General features: G+C 63.5%; 20 protein-coding genes. 5 read left to right on the top strand and 15 right to left on the bottom strand.

All coding sequences use genetic code 11. The features are described from left to right. Positions 1 to 11: 11 nt before the first annotated feature. The 3 genes from K3163_RS13130 to gluQRS are packed head-to-tail and all read right to left on the bottom strand — an operon-like array spanning position 12 to position 1674. Positions 12 to 590: a cob(I)yrinic acid a,c-diamide adenosyltransferase gene (locus tag K3163_RS13130; protein ID WP_221554517.1), complete on the bottom strand. Its 579-nt coding sequence runs from the start codon at positions 588 to 590 to the stop codon at positions 12 to 14. 13 nt (positions 591 to 603) lie between these two features. After that, on the bottom strand, positions 604 to 834 hold the full coding sequence (locus K3163_RS13135; RefSeq protein WP_221554518.1) for an HIG1 domain-containing protein: 231 nt from the start codon (positions 832 to 834) through the stop codon (positions 604 to 606). A gap of 9 nt (positions 835 to 843) precedes the next feature. After that, positions 844 to 1674 carry a tRNA glutamyl-Q(34) synthetase GluQRS gene (gene gluQRS, locus K3163_RS13140; protein ID WP_221427471.1) on the bottom strand — a complete coding sequence of 277 codons (831 nt, stop codon included), beginning with the start codon at positions 1672 to 1674 and terminating at the stop codon, positions 844 to 846. Between the two features lie 126 nt (positions 1675 to 1800). Between gluQRS and K3163_RS13145 the strand changes: the two genes are divergently transcribed. Beyond that, positions 1801 to 2409, top strand: coding sequence for an HNH endonuclease (locus K3163_RS13145; RefSeq protein ID WP_221427470.1), 609 nt, complete (start codon positions 1801 to 1803; stop codon positions 2407 to 2409). A 1-nt stretch (position 2410) separates the two neighbouring features. On the opposite strand, the gene kynU is transcribed toward K3163_RS13145, so the two are convergent. The 7 genes from kynU to dksA form a co-directional block, all read right to left on the bottom strand. Next, on the bottom strand, positions 2411 to 3628 hold the full coding sequence (gene kynU, locus K3163_RS13150) for a kynureninase (RefSeq protein ID WP_221554519.1): 1218 nt from the start codon (positions 3626 to 3628) through the stop codon (positions 2411 to 2413). After that, positions 3625 to 4269: an arylformamidase gene (kynB, locus tag K3163_RS13155; protein WP_221554520.1), complete on the bottom strand. Its 645-nt coding sequence runs from the start codon at positions 4267 to 4269 to the stop codon at positions 3625 to 3627. The genes kynU and kynB overlap by 4 nt, the downstream gene beginning before the upstream one ends. After that, positions 4266 to 5057 carry a tryptophan 2,3-dioxygenase gene (locus K3163_RS13160; protein ID WP_221554521.1) on the bottom strand — a complete coding sequence of 264 codons (792 nt, stop codon included), beginning with the start codon at positions 5055 to 5057 and terminating at the stop codon, positions 4266 to 4268. Before K3163_RS13160 ends, kynB begins: the two co-directional genes overlap by 4 nt. Before the next feature lie 37 nt (positions 5058 to 5094). Continuing rightward, positions 5095 to 5550, bottom strand: a complete 456-nt coding sequence (locus K3163_RS13165) for a DUF4112 domain-containing protein (protein ID WP_221554522.1) — start codon at positions 5548 to 5550, stop codon at positions 5095 to 5097. Positions 5551 to 5555: 5 nt separating this feature from the next. After that, a complete protein-coding gene (locus K3163_RS13170; protein WP_221554523.1) occupies positions 5556 to 7019 on the bottom strand; it encodes an ABC transporter substrate-binding protein in 1464 nt (487 codons plus the stop codon). Between the two features lie 43 nt (positions 7020 to 7062). Next, positions 7063 to 7428 carry a PilZ domain-containing protein gene (locus K3163_RS13175; protein WP_221554524.1) on the bottom strand — a complete coding sequence of 122 codons (366 nt, stop codon included), beginning with the start codon at positions 7426 to 7428 and terminating at the stop codon, positions 7063 to 7065. Positions 7429 to 7553: 125 nt separating this feature from the next. Further along, positions 7554 to 8012: an RNA polymerase-binding protein DksA gene (gene dksA, locus K3163_RS13180; protein ID WP_221427463.1), complete on the bottom strand. Its 459-nt coding sequence runs from the start codon at positions 8010 to 8012 to the stop codon at positions 7554 to 7556. A gap of 289 nt (positions 8013 to 8301) precedes the next feature. Between dksA and K3163_RS13185 the strand changes: the two genes are divergently transcribed. Further along, on the top strand, positions 8302 to 8631 hold the full coding sequence (locus tag K3163_RS13185; protein WP_221554525.1) for an SEL1-like repeat protein: 330 nt from the start codon (positions 8302 to 8304) through the stop codon (positions 8629 to 8631). Between the two features lies 1 nt (position 8632). Here K3163_RS13185 and K3163_RS13190 read toward each other — a convergent pair whose 3' ends face one another. The 5 genes from K3163_RS13190 to K3163_RS13210 are packed head-to-tail and all read right to left on the bottom strand — an operon-like array spanning position 8633 to position 11825. Next, entirely contained in the window at positions 8633 to 9769 is a 1137-nt protein-coding gene (locus tag K3163_RS13190) for a GNAT family N-acetyltransferase (protein WP_221554526.1), read from the bottom strand. Beyond that, positions 9766 to 10536: a glycerophosphodiester phosphodiesterase family protein gene (locus K3163_RS13195; RefSeq protein WP_221554527.1), complete on the bottom strand. Its 771-nt coding sequence runs from the start codon at positions 10534 to 10536 to the stop codon at positions 9766 to 9768. The genes K3163_RS13190 and K3163_RS13195 overlap by 4 nt, the downstream gene beginning before the upstream one ends. Beyond that, positions 10511 to 10966 carry a RidA family protein gene (locus tag K3163_RS13200; RefSeq protein WP_221427459.1) on the bottom strand — a complete coding sequence of 152 codons (456 nt, stop codon included), beginning with the start codon at positions 10964 to 10966 and terminating at the stop codon, positions 10511 to 10513. The genes K3163_RS13195 and K3163_RS13200 overlap by 26 nt, the downstream gene beginning before the upstream one ends. Further along, a complete protein-coding gene (locus K3163_RS13205; protein WP_221427458.1) occupies positions 10963 to 11592 on the bottom strand; it encodes an HAD family hydrolase in 630 nt (209 codons plus the stop codon). The genes K3163_RS13200 and K3163_RS13205 overlap by 4 nt, the downstream gene beginning before the upstream one ends. After that, positions 11589 to 11825 (bottom strand): DUF3572 family protein, encoded by a 237-nt coding sequence (locus tag K3163_RS13210; RefSeq protein ID WP_280638308.1) that lies wholly within the window; start codon positions 11823 to 11825, stop codon positions 11589 to 11591. Before K3163_RS13210 ends, K3163_RS13205 begins: the two co-directional genes overlap by 4 nt. A 108-nt stretch (positions 11826 to 11933) precedes the next feature. Here K3163_RS13210 and K3163_RS13215 point away from each other — a divergent pair, with 108 nt between their 5' ends. From K3163_RS13215 to spt, 3 genes are all read left to right on the top strand, one after another. Next, on the top strand, positions 11934 to 12302 hold the full coding sequence (locus K3163_RS13215) for a response regulator (protein WP_221427457.1): 369 nt from the start codon (positions 11934 to 11936) through the stop codon (positions 12300 to 12302). A 131-nt stretch (positions 12303 to 12433) separates the two neighbouring features. Beyond that, positions 12434 to 12679, top strand: a complete 246-nt coding sequence (locus K3163_RS13220; RefSeq protein WP_221427456.1) for an acyl carrier protein — start codon at positions 12434 to 12436, stop codon at positions 12677 to 12679. Next, positions 12676 to 13926 (top strand): serine palmitoyltransferase, encoded by a 1251-nt coding sequence (spt, locus tag K3163_RS13225; RefSeq protein ID WP_221427455.1) that lies wholly within the window; start codon positions 12676 to 12678, stop codon positions 13924 to 13926. Before K3163_RS13220 ends, spt begins: the two co-directional genes overlap by 4 nt. The last annotated feature ends 207 nt before the right edge of the window (positions 13927 to 14133 follow it).

Below are 14133 nucleotides of genomic sequence, written 5' to 3' on the forward strand. Positions count from 1 at the left end.
CAGGGGCTTGGCTAGCGATTAGCGCCGGGAATCCACTTTACGTCGCGCTTGCCGCCATCGTTCGCCACGCGGGCGAGGACGAAGAGGTAGTCGGAGAGCCGGTTGATATAGGCGAGCGCCTGCGGATTGGTCGCATCGACCGATGCCATGGCGGTCATCGCACGCTCTGCCCGGCGCGTTGCGGCACGGGCGACATGGAGCCGCGCCGATGCTTCGCTGCCGCCCGGCAGGACGAAGCTCGTCAGAGGTTCGAGGTCGGCATTGAGCGCATCGATGGCTTTCTCCAGCCATTCCACCTGCGCCGTCACGACACGCAGGACCATCTCGCTGGGGGCGAAATCGTCACCCTCCGGAGCCGGCGTCGCTAGGTCCGCGCCGAGGTCGAACAGGTCGTTCTGGACACGGAAGAGTGCGTCGGCGTGCTGCGAACCTTCCAGCGCAACGGCAGCCACACCGAGGGCCGAATTCGCTTCGTCGACAGCGCCGATGGCCTCCATGCGCGCGGCATGTTTCGGCAGGCGCGATCCGTCGACGAGACCCGTGGTCCCGTCATCGCCGGTGCGCGTGTAGATCTTGGTGAGCTTGACCACGAGGGGCCGCGCGTCAGTTGGCGACCGCGAGCATGATGGCAATCACCACGATCGCCACGGCCTGCCACTTCACACGGGCCATCATGGCCCTGTTCTGCGCGAGCTGCATCTCCGTGGCATCGACCTGTTCGCCGCTCTCGAGGTCGATCTTGGTGCTTTTCAGGAAAGCGACCACACCGCGCACGAGTGAGACGACGACCATGATCATGGCCAGGAGCAAGATGATGATGAAGATGGTGTTCATGCCGCTTACTTAGGCACTCGCGAGCGTAATTCCAGCAGGGAATTCGCCGCGCCGGATGCGCTCCGCCAATTCGCGCCCGTCTTCGCCCTTTGCACGGCGGTCAGCCAGGCTTGGCGAATTTCGGCGCTTGGCCAGTTTCTGGTCATCGTCGCCGATCAGGATTGGGTGATGGTGCCAGTGAGGCACGGGCAGGTGCAGCAGCTCCTGCAGGACGCGGTGGATATGCGTCATCGCGAAGAGATCCTGCCCGCGGGTCACGAGCGTGACCCCGTCGGCCGCATCGTCGAGCGTAGCGGCGAGATGGTAGCTGGCGGGCGCATCCTTGCGCACCAGCACCACGTCACCGAAAATCCGCGGATCGGCGATCTGCGTGCCGTTGTTCTCGTCCTCCCAGAAAAGCTCGCCGAGTTCCGCCATGGCGCGGTCGGAATCGAGCCGCAGCGCGACCGGCTTGTCCATGACCAGCGATCGCCCCTTGCAGGTGCCCGGATAGATCGCGCCATCCGGTCCCATGCGCGGTTTGAGCGCATTGATCTCTTTTCGCGTACAGGTGCAGGGATAGAGCAGCCCGCGGTGCAGCAGGTCGCGCGCGACCTCCTCGTAGCTTTCCAGCCGCGTCGACTGGGCGGGCACCTCTTCCCATTCGAGCCCGAGCCAGGCGAGGTCTTCGCGAAACTCGTCGGGCTTGTCGGGCAGCGAGCGATCCCCGTCGATATCCTCGATCCTGAGGAGGAACCGCCCTCCCCGCTCCTTCGCAAGGTCATGCGCGACAATGGCCGAATAGGCATGCCCGAGATGCAGCGAACCATTGGGGCTGGGAGCAAAACGGGTAACCACCATGCCGGCCTCCTAACGCGCCTCCTGTGCATACGCACGGGATAAGTCTGTGGATAGACAGTGTGTAACGGTCTTGACGCTTGAATCTGCGCATGGATGTATCGACGCAGTCAGGGAGGGACGCAAGAAGTGTTCAAGGCCGAACTGATCGAGAGAGCTGCGACGTTCCGCTCGGCGGAAGAGGATCCCACTCGGAACCTCCAGTCCTGCCCCAGCCTCGTGCTGAACGCGGACTATACGCCGCTTTCCTATTACCCGCTGAGCCTGTGGCCATGGCAGACCGCCATCAAGGCGATCTTCCTCGACCGGGTGGACGTTATCGCGACCTACGACCGCGAGGTTCATTCGCCCAATCTCGACATGAAAATCCCAAGCGTGATCGCGCTGAAGCAATATGTGAAGCCGAGCGAGTTTCCCGCCTTCACCCGCTTCAACCTGTTCCTGCGCGATCGCTTTTCCTGCCAGTTCTGCGGCGACATGAACAATCTCACCTTCGACCACGTGGTCCCGCGCCGCCTCGGCGGCAAGACGACGTGGGAGAACATCGCCACCGCCTGCGCGCCCTGCAACATGAAGAAGGGTGGCCGCACGCCCAAGCAGGCCGGAATGAAGCTCTATTCAGAGCCCATCCGCCCGACGCACTGGCAGCTCCAACAGCACGGCAAGCAGTTCCCGCCGAACTACCTGCACGAGACCTGGCGCGACTGGCTCTACTGGGACATCGAGCTGGAAGAGTAGCTCAGGTCACCGCAGCTCGGGTGCGGAACTCGTCGCGTTGCCATTCCCCGCTCTCGAGCACCTCGGCCAGATGCCGTGCAGCTTCGGCCATGTCTTCGTAGCGAAGGTACGCAGGTGCGAAGCCGAAGCGCAGGATGTCGGGATCGCGGAAGTCGCCGATGACGCCGCGGGCGATCAGGGCCTGGCAGATGGCATAAGCCTCATGGTGGCGGAAGGAGAGCTGGCTGCCGCGCGTCGCAGGATCGTCAGGGCTGACGAGCTCCAGTTCGACGCCAGACTCGGCGAGGCACTGTCGGAAGAACTCGGAAAGCCTTTGCGATTTGGCGTAGAGCTTCTCGACACCGATCTCGGCGATCAGATCGACACCCACTTCGAGCGCTGCGAGACCGAGGATGCCGGGCGTGCCGCATAACAGGCGTTCGACGCCTGGCGCGGGCCGGTAATCGTCGTCGAAGGCGAAGGGAGCAGCGTGGCCCATCCAGCCCGAAAGCGGCTGTTGTGTGTCCGCGATGTGCCGCTGCGCTACAAAGGCATAGGCCGGCGCGCCCGGTCCGCCGTTCAGGTATTTATAGCCGCAGCCAACCGCGAAGTCCGCCTCGCAGCCATTGAGGTCGACCGGCAGCGCGCCGCCCGAGTGCGAGAGGTCCCATAGCACCAGCGCTCCTGCTTCGTGCGCTGCGCGGGTCAGGGCCGCCATGTCGAACAGCTCGCCGGTCTTGTAATGAGCATGGGTTAGGAGGAGCAGCGCAACGTCCTCGTCCAGCGCGTCCATGAGATCGTCGCGTTCGGCCAGCCGCCGCTCGGCGAGGCCCCGCTTCTCCAGCCCCTCGATCATGTAGATGTCGGTCGGGAAATTGCCCGGTTCGCTCAGCACCACCTTCCGGCCGGGGCGCATCGCCAATGCAGCGGAAATCAGCTTGAAGAGGTTCACCGAGACGCTGTCGCAGGCAATCACCTCGTGCGGCTGCGCGCCGATAAGCGGGGCGATCTTGGCGCCGATGCTGGCGGGCAGGTCGATCCAGCCGGCGGTGTTCCAGCTGCGGATCAGGTCCCGACCCCATTCGCCGCGCACGACCTCCTCCAGCCGCGCGGGCGTTGCACTGGGCAGGCAGCCGAGCGAATTGCCGTCGAGGTAGATCACGCCCTCGGGTACATCGAAGCGCTCGCGATATTGAGCCAGCGGATCGCCCGCATCGAGGGTCCGCGCGCGATCGATCATTCGGCCAGCTCCCTCAGGATCGCGCGGCACAGCCCCGCATCTCCGCCGCCGATCTTCAGCGGCAGCGCAATGAGTTCGTAGCGCCCCTCTGGCACGTCATCGAGCACCAGCCCTTCGAGGATCCGCATATCGTGTTTGAGCACGGCGTGGTGTGCATCCATCGTCTTGCTCTCCTGCGGATCGACACTCGGCGCGTCGGTCCCGACGAGCTTCACGCCCTGCAGCGCGAGCCATTCGATGGTCTCAGCGGCGATCGGCGTCCAGTCGCTGCGCCATTCGTCATGCGGGAAGGCGTCCCATGTGCGAAAAAGCACGCGGTCGACACTGTCGATATGCGGCAGGTCGGCGACATCGATCTCGCCCGAAACTCCGCGCGCGTCGATCACGAGGCAAGTGCCGATATAGGGATCGAGCTCCATGCTCGCCGCATCGATACCCTCCTGCGAATAGTGCAGCGGCGCATCGGCATGCGTGCCCGAATGCGTGCTCATGGTCATCCGGCCGACATTGACCGGCGAGCGCTCGTCCATCCGCCAGGTGCGCTCGAAGGCGAAGTCGGTATCGCCGGGCCAGACCGGCAGTCCGGGGCGGAGAACCTGGCTGATGTCCCAGATCAGCCGCTTGCTCTTGTACGAGCTCATATGGCGGTCCTCACGCTCAGCAATTCGGGGAAGAAGGCCGCCTTGAGAACCCCGGCAAGGTAGGGAACACCCGGCGTACCTCCCGTCCCCCGTTTGAAGCCGATGATCCGCTCGACCGTCTTGAGGTGGCCGAAACGCCAGCGCTGGAAATGATATTCGAGATCGACCAGCTTTTCCGCCAGCTCGTAGAGATCCCAATATTCCTTGGGGTCGCGGTAGATTTCTGCCCAGGCCGCCTCGACTTCGGGTGAATGCACCCACGGGCTGCCGTGGTCGCGCTCAAGCACGTCTGCCGGGATATCGAAACCCCGGCGAGCGAGAAGCGCCACTGCTTCGGCGTAGATGCTCTTGCGCGTGAGTTCCTCGCGGAGGCCCTCGGCCACGTCGGGCGTCGCCTCGTGCATGGTGATCATGTCCGGATTCCGGCCGCCGAGCAGGAATTCCATCATTCGGTACTGCGCGCTCTGGAAACCGCTCGACCCGCCGAGGTGCGGGCGGATGGTCGAATAGTCGTGCGGGGTCATCGTGCTGAGAACGTCCCAGCTCTGGATCAACTGGCCCTGCGCGCGCGCCACGCGGGCAAGCATCTTGAAGGAGGGACGCAACCGGTCTTCGCGGATGCATTCACGCGCTTCGAAGAGTTCGTGGAGGCACAGCTTGAGCCACAGCTCGCTGGCCTGGTGAACGATGATGAACAGCATCTCGTCATGGGCCTCGCTGGCCGGATGCTGTGCGGAGAGAATACGCTCGAGGTCGAGATAGCTCGAATAGGTGACGTCTGAAGCCATGGGCCGAAGCCCTAGCGCGCATTCGTCACGGTTGAAACTACTGGTCGATGACCCGCGTCTGCGGATGATGCTTGTCGAGGTGCTTTTTCACCGTCTTCAGGTTCTTGGTGTTAGACCGGTAGACGAGGTCGAATGCATCGCCGACCACGGGGATCGAGCCCACTGCGCTGTCGACACCGATGCGTCCCATCATCTGCCACAGCTTCCATTTCGGCAGGCCGAGGTTCCTCGCCTCCCACACGAGATAGCTGCCCATGGCGGCGGTGATGATGTCGCCGACGACAGGGATGAGGCCGACGATCGAGTCGAGGCCGATGCGGTAGTTCGTGCCCGGAAGCACGAAACTGCGCTCGAGGATCATTTCCATCGCCTCGATCCGCTTGCGGATGGATTGCGGATCGTTCCCCGTCGGGAAATCGAAGCGCAGCGGGCTGGCCGCACCATCCGAGGCAGACGTTTCGGGCGTGTACGGCTTGAGGCGATTGTCTTCCATGCGACCTAGATGGGGGCGCGCGAGAGCGGGAACAAGGGATGGAAAGCCCAGGCATTCTCGGCAAAGCCCTCTACGCCCGCGCGGACTTGCGACCAGCGTATCGGCGCGCCGAGAGGGATATAGAGGTTCGTCGCCAGCAGGGTCGTCTCTGCCTCGGCAAGATAGCTGGCCTCTTCCTCGGGGCTCGCGGCATCGAGGGCAAGCTGCACGAGGAAGTCGGCGTCTTCCGAGCACACGCCCGGCGACACCGAGCAATTGAACTGGTTAAGGAACCACCGCGCGCCGGTATAGCGGGCCGTCTCGTCCTTGAGCACGAGGTGCCCGCCCTCGCCCGGCGCAGCGCGCGAAACCGCGATGCCGACCCGTTCCAGGTCGCTGCGAAGCGAGGAGAACATCAGGTCAGAGCCGGGGCCCTGCGGCAATTCGATGGTGAAAGCGGCATCGCGGCCATTGGCGTTCTCCCAGCTCGAGACGGCTGCCGAAGCGCGGGCGCGGCGCTGGTCGAGAGTCAGGGTCGACCAGCGCTCCTCCAACCCTTCGCCATAACCGGGCAGGTTCAGCGGCACGATGCGGGTAGTGTCGGCCCAGCCGCCGAGATTGAGTTGCTGGACCATGGCCGAACGGTCGATGGCAATGGCCACCGCTTCGCGGCCAGCCGTACTCGACAAAATGCCCTCCTGACGTGCAACTGCGAACCCGAACAGGCCGATCGGGGAATCGAGCCTCACCGTCCCGCGTGCGAGCGCCCCGGTGATCGCCAGCGGCAGGGAGGCGGCGCGCCCGCCGAGGATCATGTCGAACTCGCCTTGCGAGAACGCCCGGGCCGCCTCTTCTGCCGCGACCGGCGTAACCGCGACGGTACGTGTCATGTCTTCCCATCCGGGCTGCTCAGCGAGGCCGCGGGCTTCCGGCGGGATCGCTTCCAGGATCCGCGTTTCCCCATCCAGCTCGAGCGACATCGGTCCGACCAGCCCTTCGGCGATCGAGACGCCCAGTTCGGGCTGCGCAAGCAGCTGCAGGAAAGCCGGCATCGGGCTGGTGAGGCGGATCTCTATGACCCTGCCGGTCATCGCCCTGACGTCGGTAACCTTGGCGAGATCGAGGCCGAGGCTGGTCCCATCGGCATTGCGGATCGTCTGGCGGATCGAGGCGGCTACGGCCTGTGCGGTAAGGCGCGAGCCGTCGGGCAGGTCGAACTCGGTAATGCGGAAGATGTAGCTGCGCCCGTCATCGGTCACGATCCAGCGTTCGGCGAGCGCCGGGACGACTTCGCCCACGGCGTTGAAGCGGACGAGGCCCTGCCTGCTGGCAGCAAGCACCGCTCGCCGTCCCGCGAAAGATTCTCCGCCATCCTCCCCTGTGGTGGCGCCCGGCTCGATAAAAGCGATATCGACCACGCCGTCGTCCTGCGCGACACCGCAGGATGCGAGCGCGACGGAAGCGAGGAAGGCGAATGCCGGGCGGGTCATTCGGCGGGGGTAGCATCCCGCCTCGAAGGCGCAAGCGCCCTTTCTAGAGCGGGCGGACGCGCCAGTCCGAGCTTTGCGGTGCAACGGCGGGGCGCGCATAGCGGGGCGCCTCGGTGTTTTCCGAGCGCACCTGCTGGCGTGCGGCCTGCGAATCAATCGGGGCGTCGAAGGCAATCCCGACACGCACACCCTGCGTCCAGGCCACGCGCCCGGCTACCGGGCCAATGGTCTTGAGCCTGACGATCACGCGGTCGCCGCGATCGAGTATCGATGCGGCATCCACCAGAATGCCCGTATCCGACAGGTTCCGGATTTTCACCTTCTCGGGCTCAGTCGCTCCCTCGGGCTGAAGTTCAGCCATCAGGAACAGGCTATCCCGTTTTACTCCGCGCGTTTCGATTGCCGACATTGAGGCGCTTCCCTTTTGTGGTTGTAAGCCTGCCCTTCGCGATCCCTTGCACGCACACCTAGCAAGCCGACGATAACCGTCGGTTGAGCAAGGTGGTTAATTTGGCAAGAAATCCGGCAGTTGCCCTAGTCGTCGCGAGAAATTTTTTCTCGTCTTTCATGGGCTTCCTGCGCCTCGACCGTCATCGTGGCGACCGGCCTTGCGATCAGGCGGCGAAGCCCGATGGGATCGCCCGTCACCTCGCACCAGCCGTATTCGCCCTGGTCGATCCGGCGCAGCGCAGCATCGATCTTCGAGATCAGCTTGCGCTGGCGATCGCGCGTGCGCAGCTCGATGCCCCAGTCGGTCTCGGAAGATGCGCGGTCATTGAGATCGGGCTCGCGGATCGGGCCTTCCTGCAGCGACTGCAGGGTCTGACCGGCCGCATCATGGATGGATTTCTTCCAGTCGAGCAACAGCACGCGAAAATAGTCGAGCTGCTTTTCGCCCATGTATTCTTCATCGTCTGTCGGGACATAGTCCTTGTCGACAGCAGCCTTCGCTTTCGCGAGTTTTTCGGAAACATTCGACGCCGAAGTGGCCATTGAGCCTTTTACCCTTCTACCCTAGTCGTATCCCGAAGAGCCGCCTGACCCGCCGGTCCGGATTTTTCCGGTACCGCAGCGCTCCGATGGCGCGGCCTATAGGAGGGCCACCGGACGCGCACAAGCGCCTTTCCAGATTCCTTCCATACCCTGTGACAGATTAAGCGCAGCCTACCGGACCGAGACTTGTCGCAAGTCTTGATACCGGCGTTAACCATTTATTGACCATAACCCCCGAACTTGAGCTTGTCCGGCAGGGGAGCCGGTCGAAACTCGGGGGAGTAAGTAAATGGAACTCAAGTCGATCGAAGGCGGCGCCGGCCGTATCGAACAGAGTGACGAGGCGATGGTCACCATCGCCGAACATCTCAATGATTATGCGAATGGCAGCATCGATGCGCTTTACGCGCTGGGGGTTGCCTACTCGACCGGAAGCCATGGTTGCAGCGTCGACATGATCGAGGCCCACAAGTGGTTCAATATCGCGGCATCGAAGGGCCACGAGGAAGCTGCCTGGTGCCGCGCCGATGTCTCCGACGAAATGACTGCCCGCGAAATCGCCGAGGCCCAGCGCCGCGCTCGCGAATGGCTACTCGACGGCTCGCGCAAGGTTGCCTGATTCAATTCCCTTTGCGGAAGGGCGTTCTTCGCTCGAGATAATTGCGGTCGGCGGCCACGCCTTCGCGCTCTCGCTCGAGGAACTCCGCCACCGCCGCGCGAAAGCCGGGATCGGCGAACCAGTGCGCGGAAATGGTCTCGACCGGTTCGTAGCCGCGGGCCAGCTTGTGCCCGCCCTGGGCGCCCGCCTCCACCCGCGCTAGGCCGCGCTCGATGGCGATATCGATCGCCTGGTAGTAGCAAAGCTCGAAATGCAGGAAGCGGACGTGCTTCGTGCAGCCCCAGTATCTTCCGTAGAGCGCGTCTCCCCCGACGAAATTGAGCGCGCCTGCGATAGGGACGCCGTCCTCCATCGCCAGCACCAGCACGATGCGGTCGCCCATCCGTTCGCCGAACAGGTCGAATGCGGCCCTTGTGAGATAGGGCTGGCCCCATTTCCGCGCGCCGGTGTCCTGGTAGAAATGCCAGAAAGCATCCCAGTGTTCGGGGCGGATTTCGCTCCCGGTCAGGCGGACGATCTCCAGCCCTTCCTTCGCCGCAGTGCGTTCCTTGCGCAGGTCCTTGCGTTTGCGCGAAGTCAGGGTGGCGAGGAAATCTTCGAACGTCGCAAAGTCGCGGTTGAGCCAGTGGAACTGGATATCGCTGCGCGGCAACCAGCCGGCCTGCTCGAACATCTCGCGCTGCTCGGGCTCGATAAATGTCGCATGGGCTGACGAAAAATCGTTCTGCAGGCAAAGCTGCTCGGCAGCCGAAAGCAGCGGGGTTGCGAGGGCCGGATCGGAAAGTAGCAGGCGCGGCCCCGTGGCGGGTGTGAACGGCACGGCGATCTGGAGCTTGGGATAGTAGTTGCCCCCTGCCCTCAGATAGGCATCGGCCCAGGCATGGTCGAAGACATACTCACCCTGGCTGTGGCCCTTCGCATAGGCCGGCATGGCTGCGAGCGGCGGTCCGTCATCGGTGGAGATGACAATCGGCACGGGCTGCCAGCCGGTCCCCGGACCCACGCTTCCGGAATCTTCCAGAGCCGAGAGGAATTCGTGGCTGACGAAGGGATTGTCGCCGGCAAGTGCATTCCATGCAGCGGCATCGATACTGCCCACCGAACCGGCAATGCGCGCTGCTAGCCCGGTTTCGCTCACGCCAGCCCGTCTCCCTCGGCGATCAGGGCATCTGCATGGCGTGATCCATTGGCGCGCGTTGCGGGAGAATTGACCGTCCAGGTCAGCACCGGCATCCCGCGCTCGCGCAGGCCGGCAACCATGGGATTGGGCAAGGCGGCGACGTGATAGGCGATGAACTCGGGACGCGCGGCCCAAAGCGCCACGTGGCGCTGCCAGGCCTTTTGGGTCATGCCGATCTCGTCCTCTCGCATGACCAGCCCGCGGATCGTCTCCGGCGAGTTCCTGGCGAACCAGGCGCAGACACGCGGATCGAAGCTCATTACCGCATGGCGTCCGGCATAGCCCACGAGCGCGGCAGCGACCGCCTCGCAGCTTCGCGCAACATCATAGCCGCGGCGCGACTTGATCTCGACGAGGATCGGCACCTTGCCGTCTACAATCGGCAGCAGGTCGTCGAGCCGTGCGAGCATGTGTTCGCTGTCGAGGAAAGCGATCTGGGCGAGTTCTTCAGCGGTGTGATCGGCCAGCGGACCACTGACTGCGGTGAGCCGGTCGAGTTCCCAATCATGAACCAGCATCGCGCAACCATCGCGGCTGCGCTGGATATCGCACTCGATCCCCAGCCCGCGTTCCACTGCGAGCGCGAAACCGGCAAGCGAGTTTTCGGGTACGCCCGGCGAATGCATTCCGCGGTGGGCATAGGTCCAGTCGCCCAACCACCCGACCCGCTCGGGATCGGGTACCTTGACGATCAGTCGGTCAAGCCTTGAGAGCAACGATCGCATCGACCTCTACCGCGGCGTCGAGCGGCAGCACCGGAACGCCGACCGCGCTGCGCGCATGCTTGCCCGGATGGCCGAAGACTTCGAACATCAGGTCCGAGGCGCCGTTCACGACCTTGGGCTGGTCGGTGAAATCGGGCGTCGAGGCGACGAAGCCTCCGAGCTTGACCATGTGCGAGACGCGTTCGAGCAAACCGGCAGCCTCGAGCTGTGCGAGGATCATGAGACCGCAGGCGCGCGCGGCTTCCTGCCCGCGCTCCAGCGACACGTCCTTGCCGAGCTTTCCGGTCACCAGATTGCCGTCGACGAAAGGCAGCTGGCCCGAAACATAGGCGGTGTGCCCGTCGACTACGACGGGCTGGTAGCTTGCTACGGGTGCGGCCGCGTCGGGCAGTTCGACGCCCATTTCCCGAAGACGTTCGTGAACACTCATGCTGTTTCCTTTTCCAATTGCCCTCTCAGCCAGGGCAGTGCCTCGTCCCAGCTGTCGATACGTGCATCGGCATGGCCCGAAGTGTGCGCGCAGTCGATATGCGGGGCGAGCATGGGTTCGCCGCACAGGTGCAGCGTGGTGATCTCGGAGATCGTTTCGCGCGCCGAGCGGTGGTGCTGCGCCAGATCGTCGATGAAGATCGCTTTCGAGGGCCGGTATTCTGCAAGGATGTTCTGCAGCGCCGGTCCCTTGGGGCCCTGGTTGGTGAAGACCCGGGCATTGAGACCGTGCCCCGCCAGCTGCTCGCGGCGCATTTCCTGCCGCTTGTCGACGAGGTTCGTGAGGATCACCACGTCGGCCTCTTCGGCCAGCGTATTGATGCCTTCGATCGCGCCGGGAATGGGGTTCTGGCGATGCATCTCGGTATCGAAGAACCCTCCCAGCATCTTCCAGATCTGTTCGGGCGCCAGCACTTCGCCGCTATCCTGCCAGCGCAGTGCCTGGCTGAAATCATTGCCGCTCATGCGGAACTCGACGCCCTGCGTTTCGGCCAGCCAGTCCTTGAACGGCGCCACCATGTAGAGGAGCACCTCGTCGCAGTCGGAGATAATCAGCGGTCGGCTCATGCATTCAATTCCCTTGCAGCGGCAACCAGCACTTCGGGCCTCGTGTTGAGAGCGTCGGCTGCGGCAATGAGGTCCGGCTCGTGTCCGGCAAGAAATTCAAGAACGGCGGCCTGCACGGCTCGTTCCGTGATCCCGTGGCGCAGGCGCTCTGGCGTGAGTCCGGTCAGCGACAGCAGGCGTTCGGCGCGGCGTTCCTCGGTCAGCGCCCAGCCGAGCGCTTCCAGCGCCAGCACTTCGGCTGCCCGATTGTCTCCATCCGCCGATTTGTCGCCTGTCGGAATTGTCAGTCCCTCCGCTATTTCCTAAGCCCTGCCTCGAAAGAGACAGGAGATTTCGGCCCCGTGGCAAAGAGAATCCTCGTTGTCGAGGACAACGACCTCAACCGTAAGCTGTTCTGCGACGTGCTGAAAGCGAGCGGCTACGAGGTTGTGCCGGTTTCGGATGGCAGCAATGTGGTGGCGACGGCAAAGAAGTTCCACCCCGAACTGGTGATCATGGACATCCAGCTGCCCAACGTCAGCGGTGTCGACCTCATCACCCAGCTCAAAGCGGATGCGGAGTTCGACGAAGTGCCCGTGCTCGCCGTAACCGCCTATGCCGGCAAGGGTGACGAGGAGCGCATCCGCGATGCCGGCGCGCAGGATTATCTCGCCAAGCCGGTGTCGATCGGGCCCTTCATGGCGGCTGTTCGCAAGCTGCTCGACGGCTAGATGCGGGCATACGCGCATTCGAATAGCCGCGTCTCGCGCTTGACAAGCGGCCTCGGAAACCGCTTTGCCGCCCCATTCGTTACGGTCCGCATAAGCGGGTCGCACTGCACAGGATAGAATTGGACCCTTTCATGGACCGAGCACAGGTAGACGCGAAGATCCGCGAACTTGCCGAACCCTTCAACAAGAAGGGCGTGACGATCACCGAGGAAACGACCTTCCAGAACGACCTGGAATTCGACAGCCTCACCGTCATGGATTTCGTCGCCGAGATCGAAGATGAATTCGACATCATCATCTCGATGAACCAGCAGGCCGAGATCGAGAATTACGGCCAGCTGGTCGACGCAGTGTGCAAGCTGCAGGCAGATTCATGAGCGAGGGCATTTCCCAGCCCGACCAGCCGCAGGAACTCGAGGGCGAGGGCAAGGACCTGTTCTCCAAGTTCGACGACATCATCGCGCTGCGCGAGGGTCTGCTCTCGCAGGGCCGCGAAGATCCGTTCAATCTCGTCATGGAAAAGGTCCTCTCGCCGACCCGCGCTATCTGCAACGGCCGCGAGACGATCCTGCTCGGCACCTACAACTACATGGGCATGACCTTCGACCCCGACGTGGTCGAGGCGGGCAAGCAGGCGCTGGCCGATTTCGGATCGGGCACCACCGGCAGCCGTGTGCTCAATGGCACCTACCAGGGCCACAAGGAGTGTGAGCAGGCGCTCAAGGACTTCTACGACATGGACCATGCGATGGTCTTCTCGACCGGCTACCAGGCCAATCTCGGGATCATCAGCACAATCGCGGGCAAGGGCGATTACATCGTCCTCGACATCGACAGCCACGCCAGCATCTGGGACGGCTGCGCGATGGGCCAGGCCGAGGTCGTGCCGTTCAAGCACAACGACATCGAGGCGATGGAAAAGCGCCTGAAGCGCATCCCCGCCGATGCCGGCAAGCTGGTCGTGCTCGAAGGCGTCTACTCGATGCTCGGCGATGTTGCGCCGCTCAAGGAGATGGTCGCCATCGCCAAGAAATACGGCGCGATGGTGCTGGTCGACGAAGCGCATTCGATGGGCTTCATCGGCGAGAACGGCCGCGGCGTCGTGGAAGATGCAGGTGTGATCGACGATGTCGATTTCATCATCGGCACCTTCTCTAAGAGTGTCGGCACCGTCGGCGGCTTCTGCGTTTCGAACCATCCGAAGTTCGAGATCATGCGCCTTGTCTGCCGCCCCTATGTCTTCACCGCATCGCTGCCGCCCTCCGTCGTCGCGACGGCAGAGACCAGCATTCGCAAGCTGATGCACGGCTCGAACAAGCGCGCGCACCTGTGGGAGAATTCGAAGAACCTCCACAAGGGTCTTCGCGAGCTCGGATTCAAGCTGGGTACCGAGGAGCCGCAGAGCGCGATCATCGCCGTGGTCATGCCCGACCTCGAGCAGGGCGCGGCCATGTGGGAAGCGCTGATCCGCAACGGTCTCTACGTGAACCTCGCAAGGCCGCCGGCGACGCCCGCCAACATGACCCTGCTGCGCTGCTCGCTCTGTGCAGAGCACAGCGAAGAAGAGGTCGGCCAGATCCTCGAGATCTTCGAAAAGTCAGGCAAGGAAGTCGGCATCATCTGACCTCGCCTGGTTCGGCAAAGATCACTGTCATCGCATTTCTCGGAACGGCTCGCGGGTAACCGCGGGCCGTTTTGATTCGAACCATCCTGTGTCCACATCACAGGAGAATGAGAATGCAGACCACTAGCAACACGAGCCGCTTCACCATCCTTGGCGGCACCTTCGGCTCCTTTGCCGCGCTGCTTTCGCTGGCGACACTCTTCGCGC

Source organism: Qipengyuania xiapuensis, from assembly GCF_019711395.1.
Classification (GTDB): Bacteria; Pseudomonadota; Alphaproteobacteria; order Sphingomonadales; family Sphingomonadaceae; genus Qipengyuania; species Qipengyuania xiapuensis.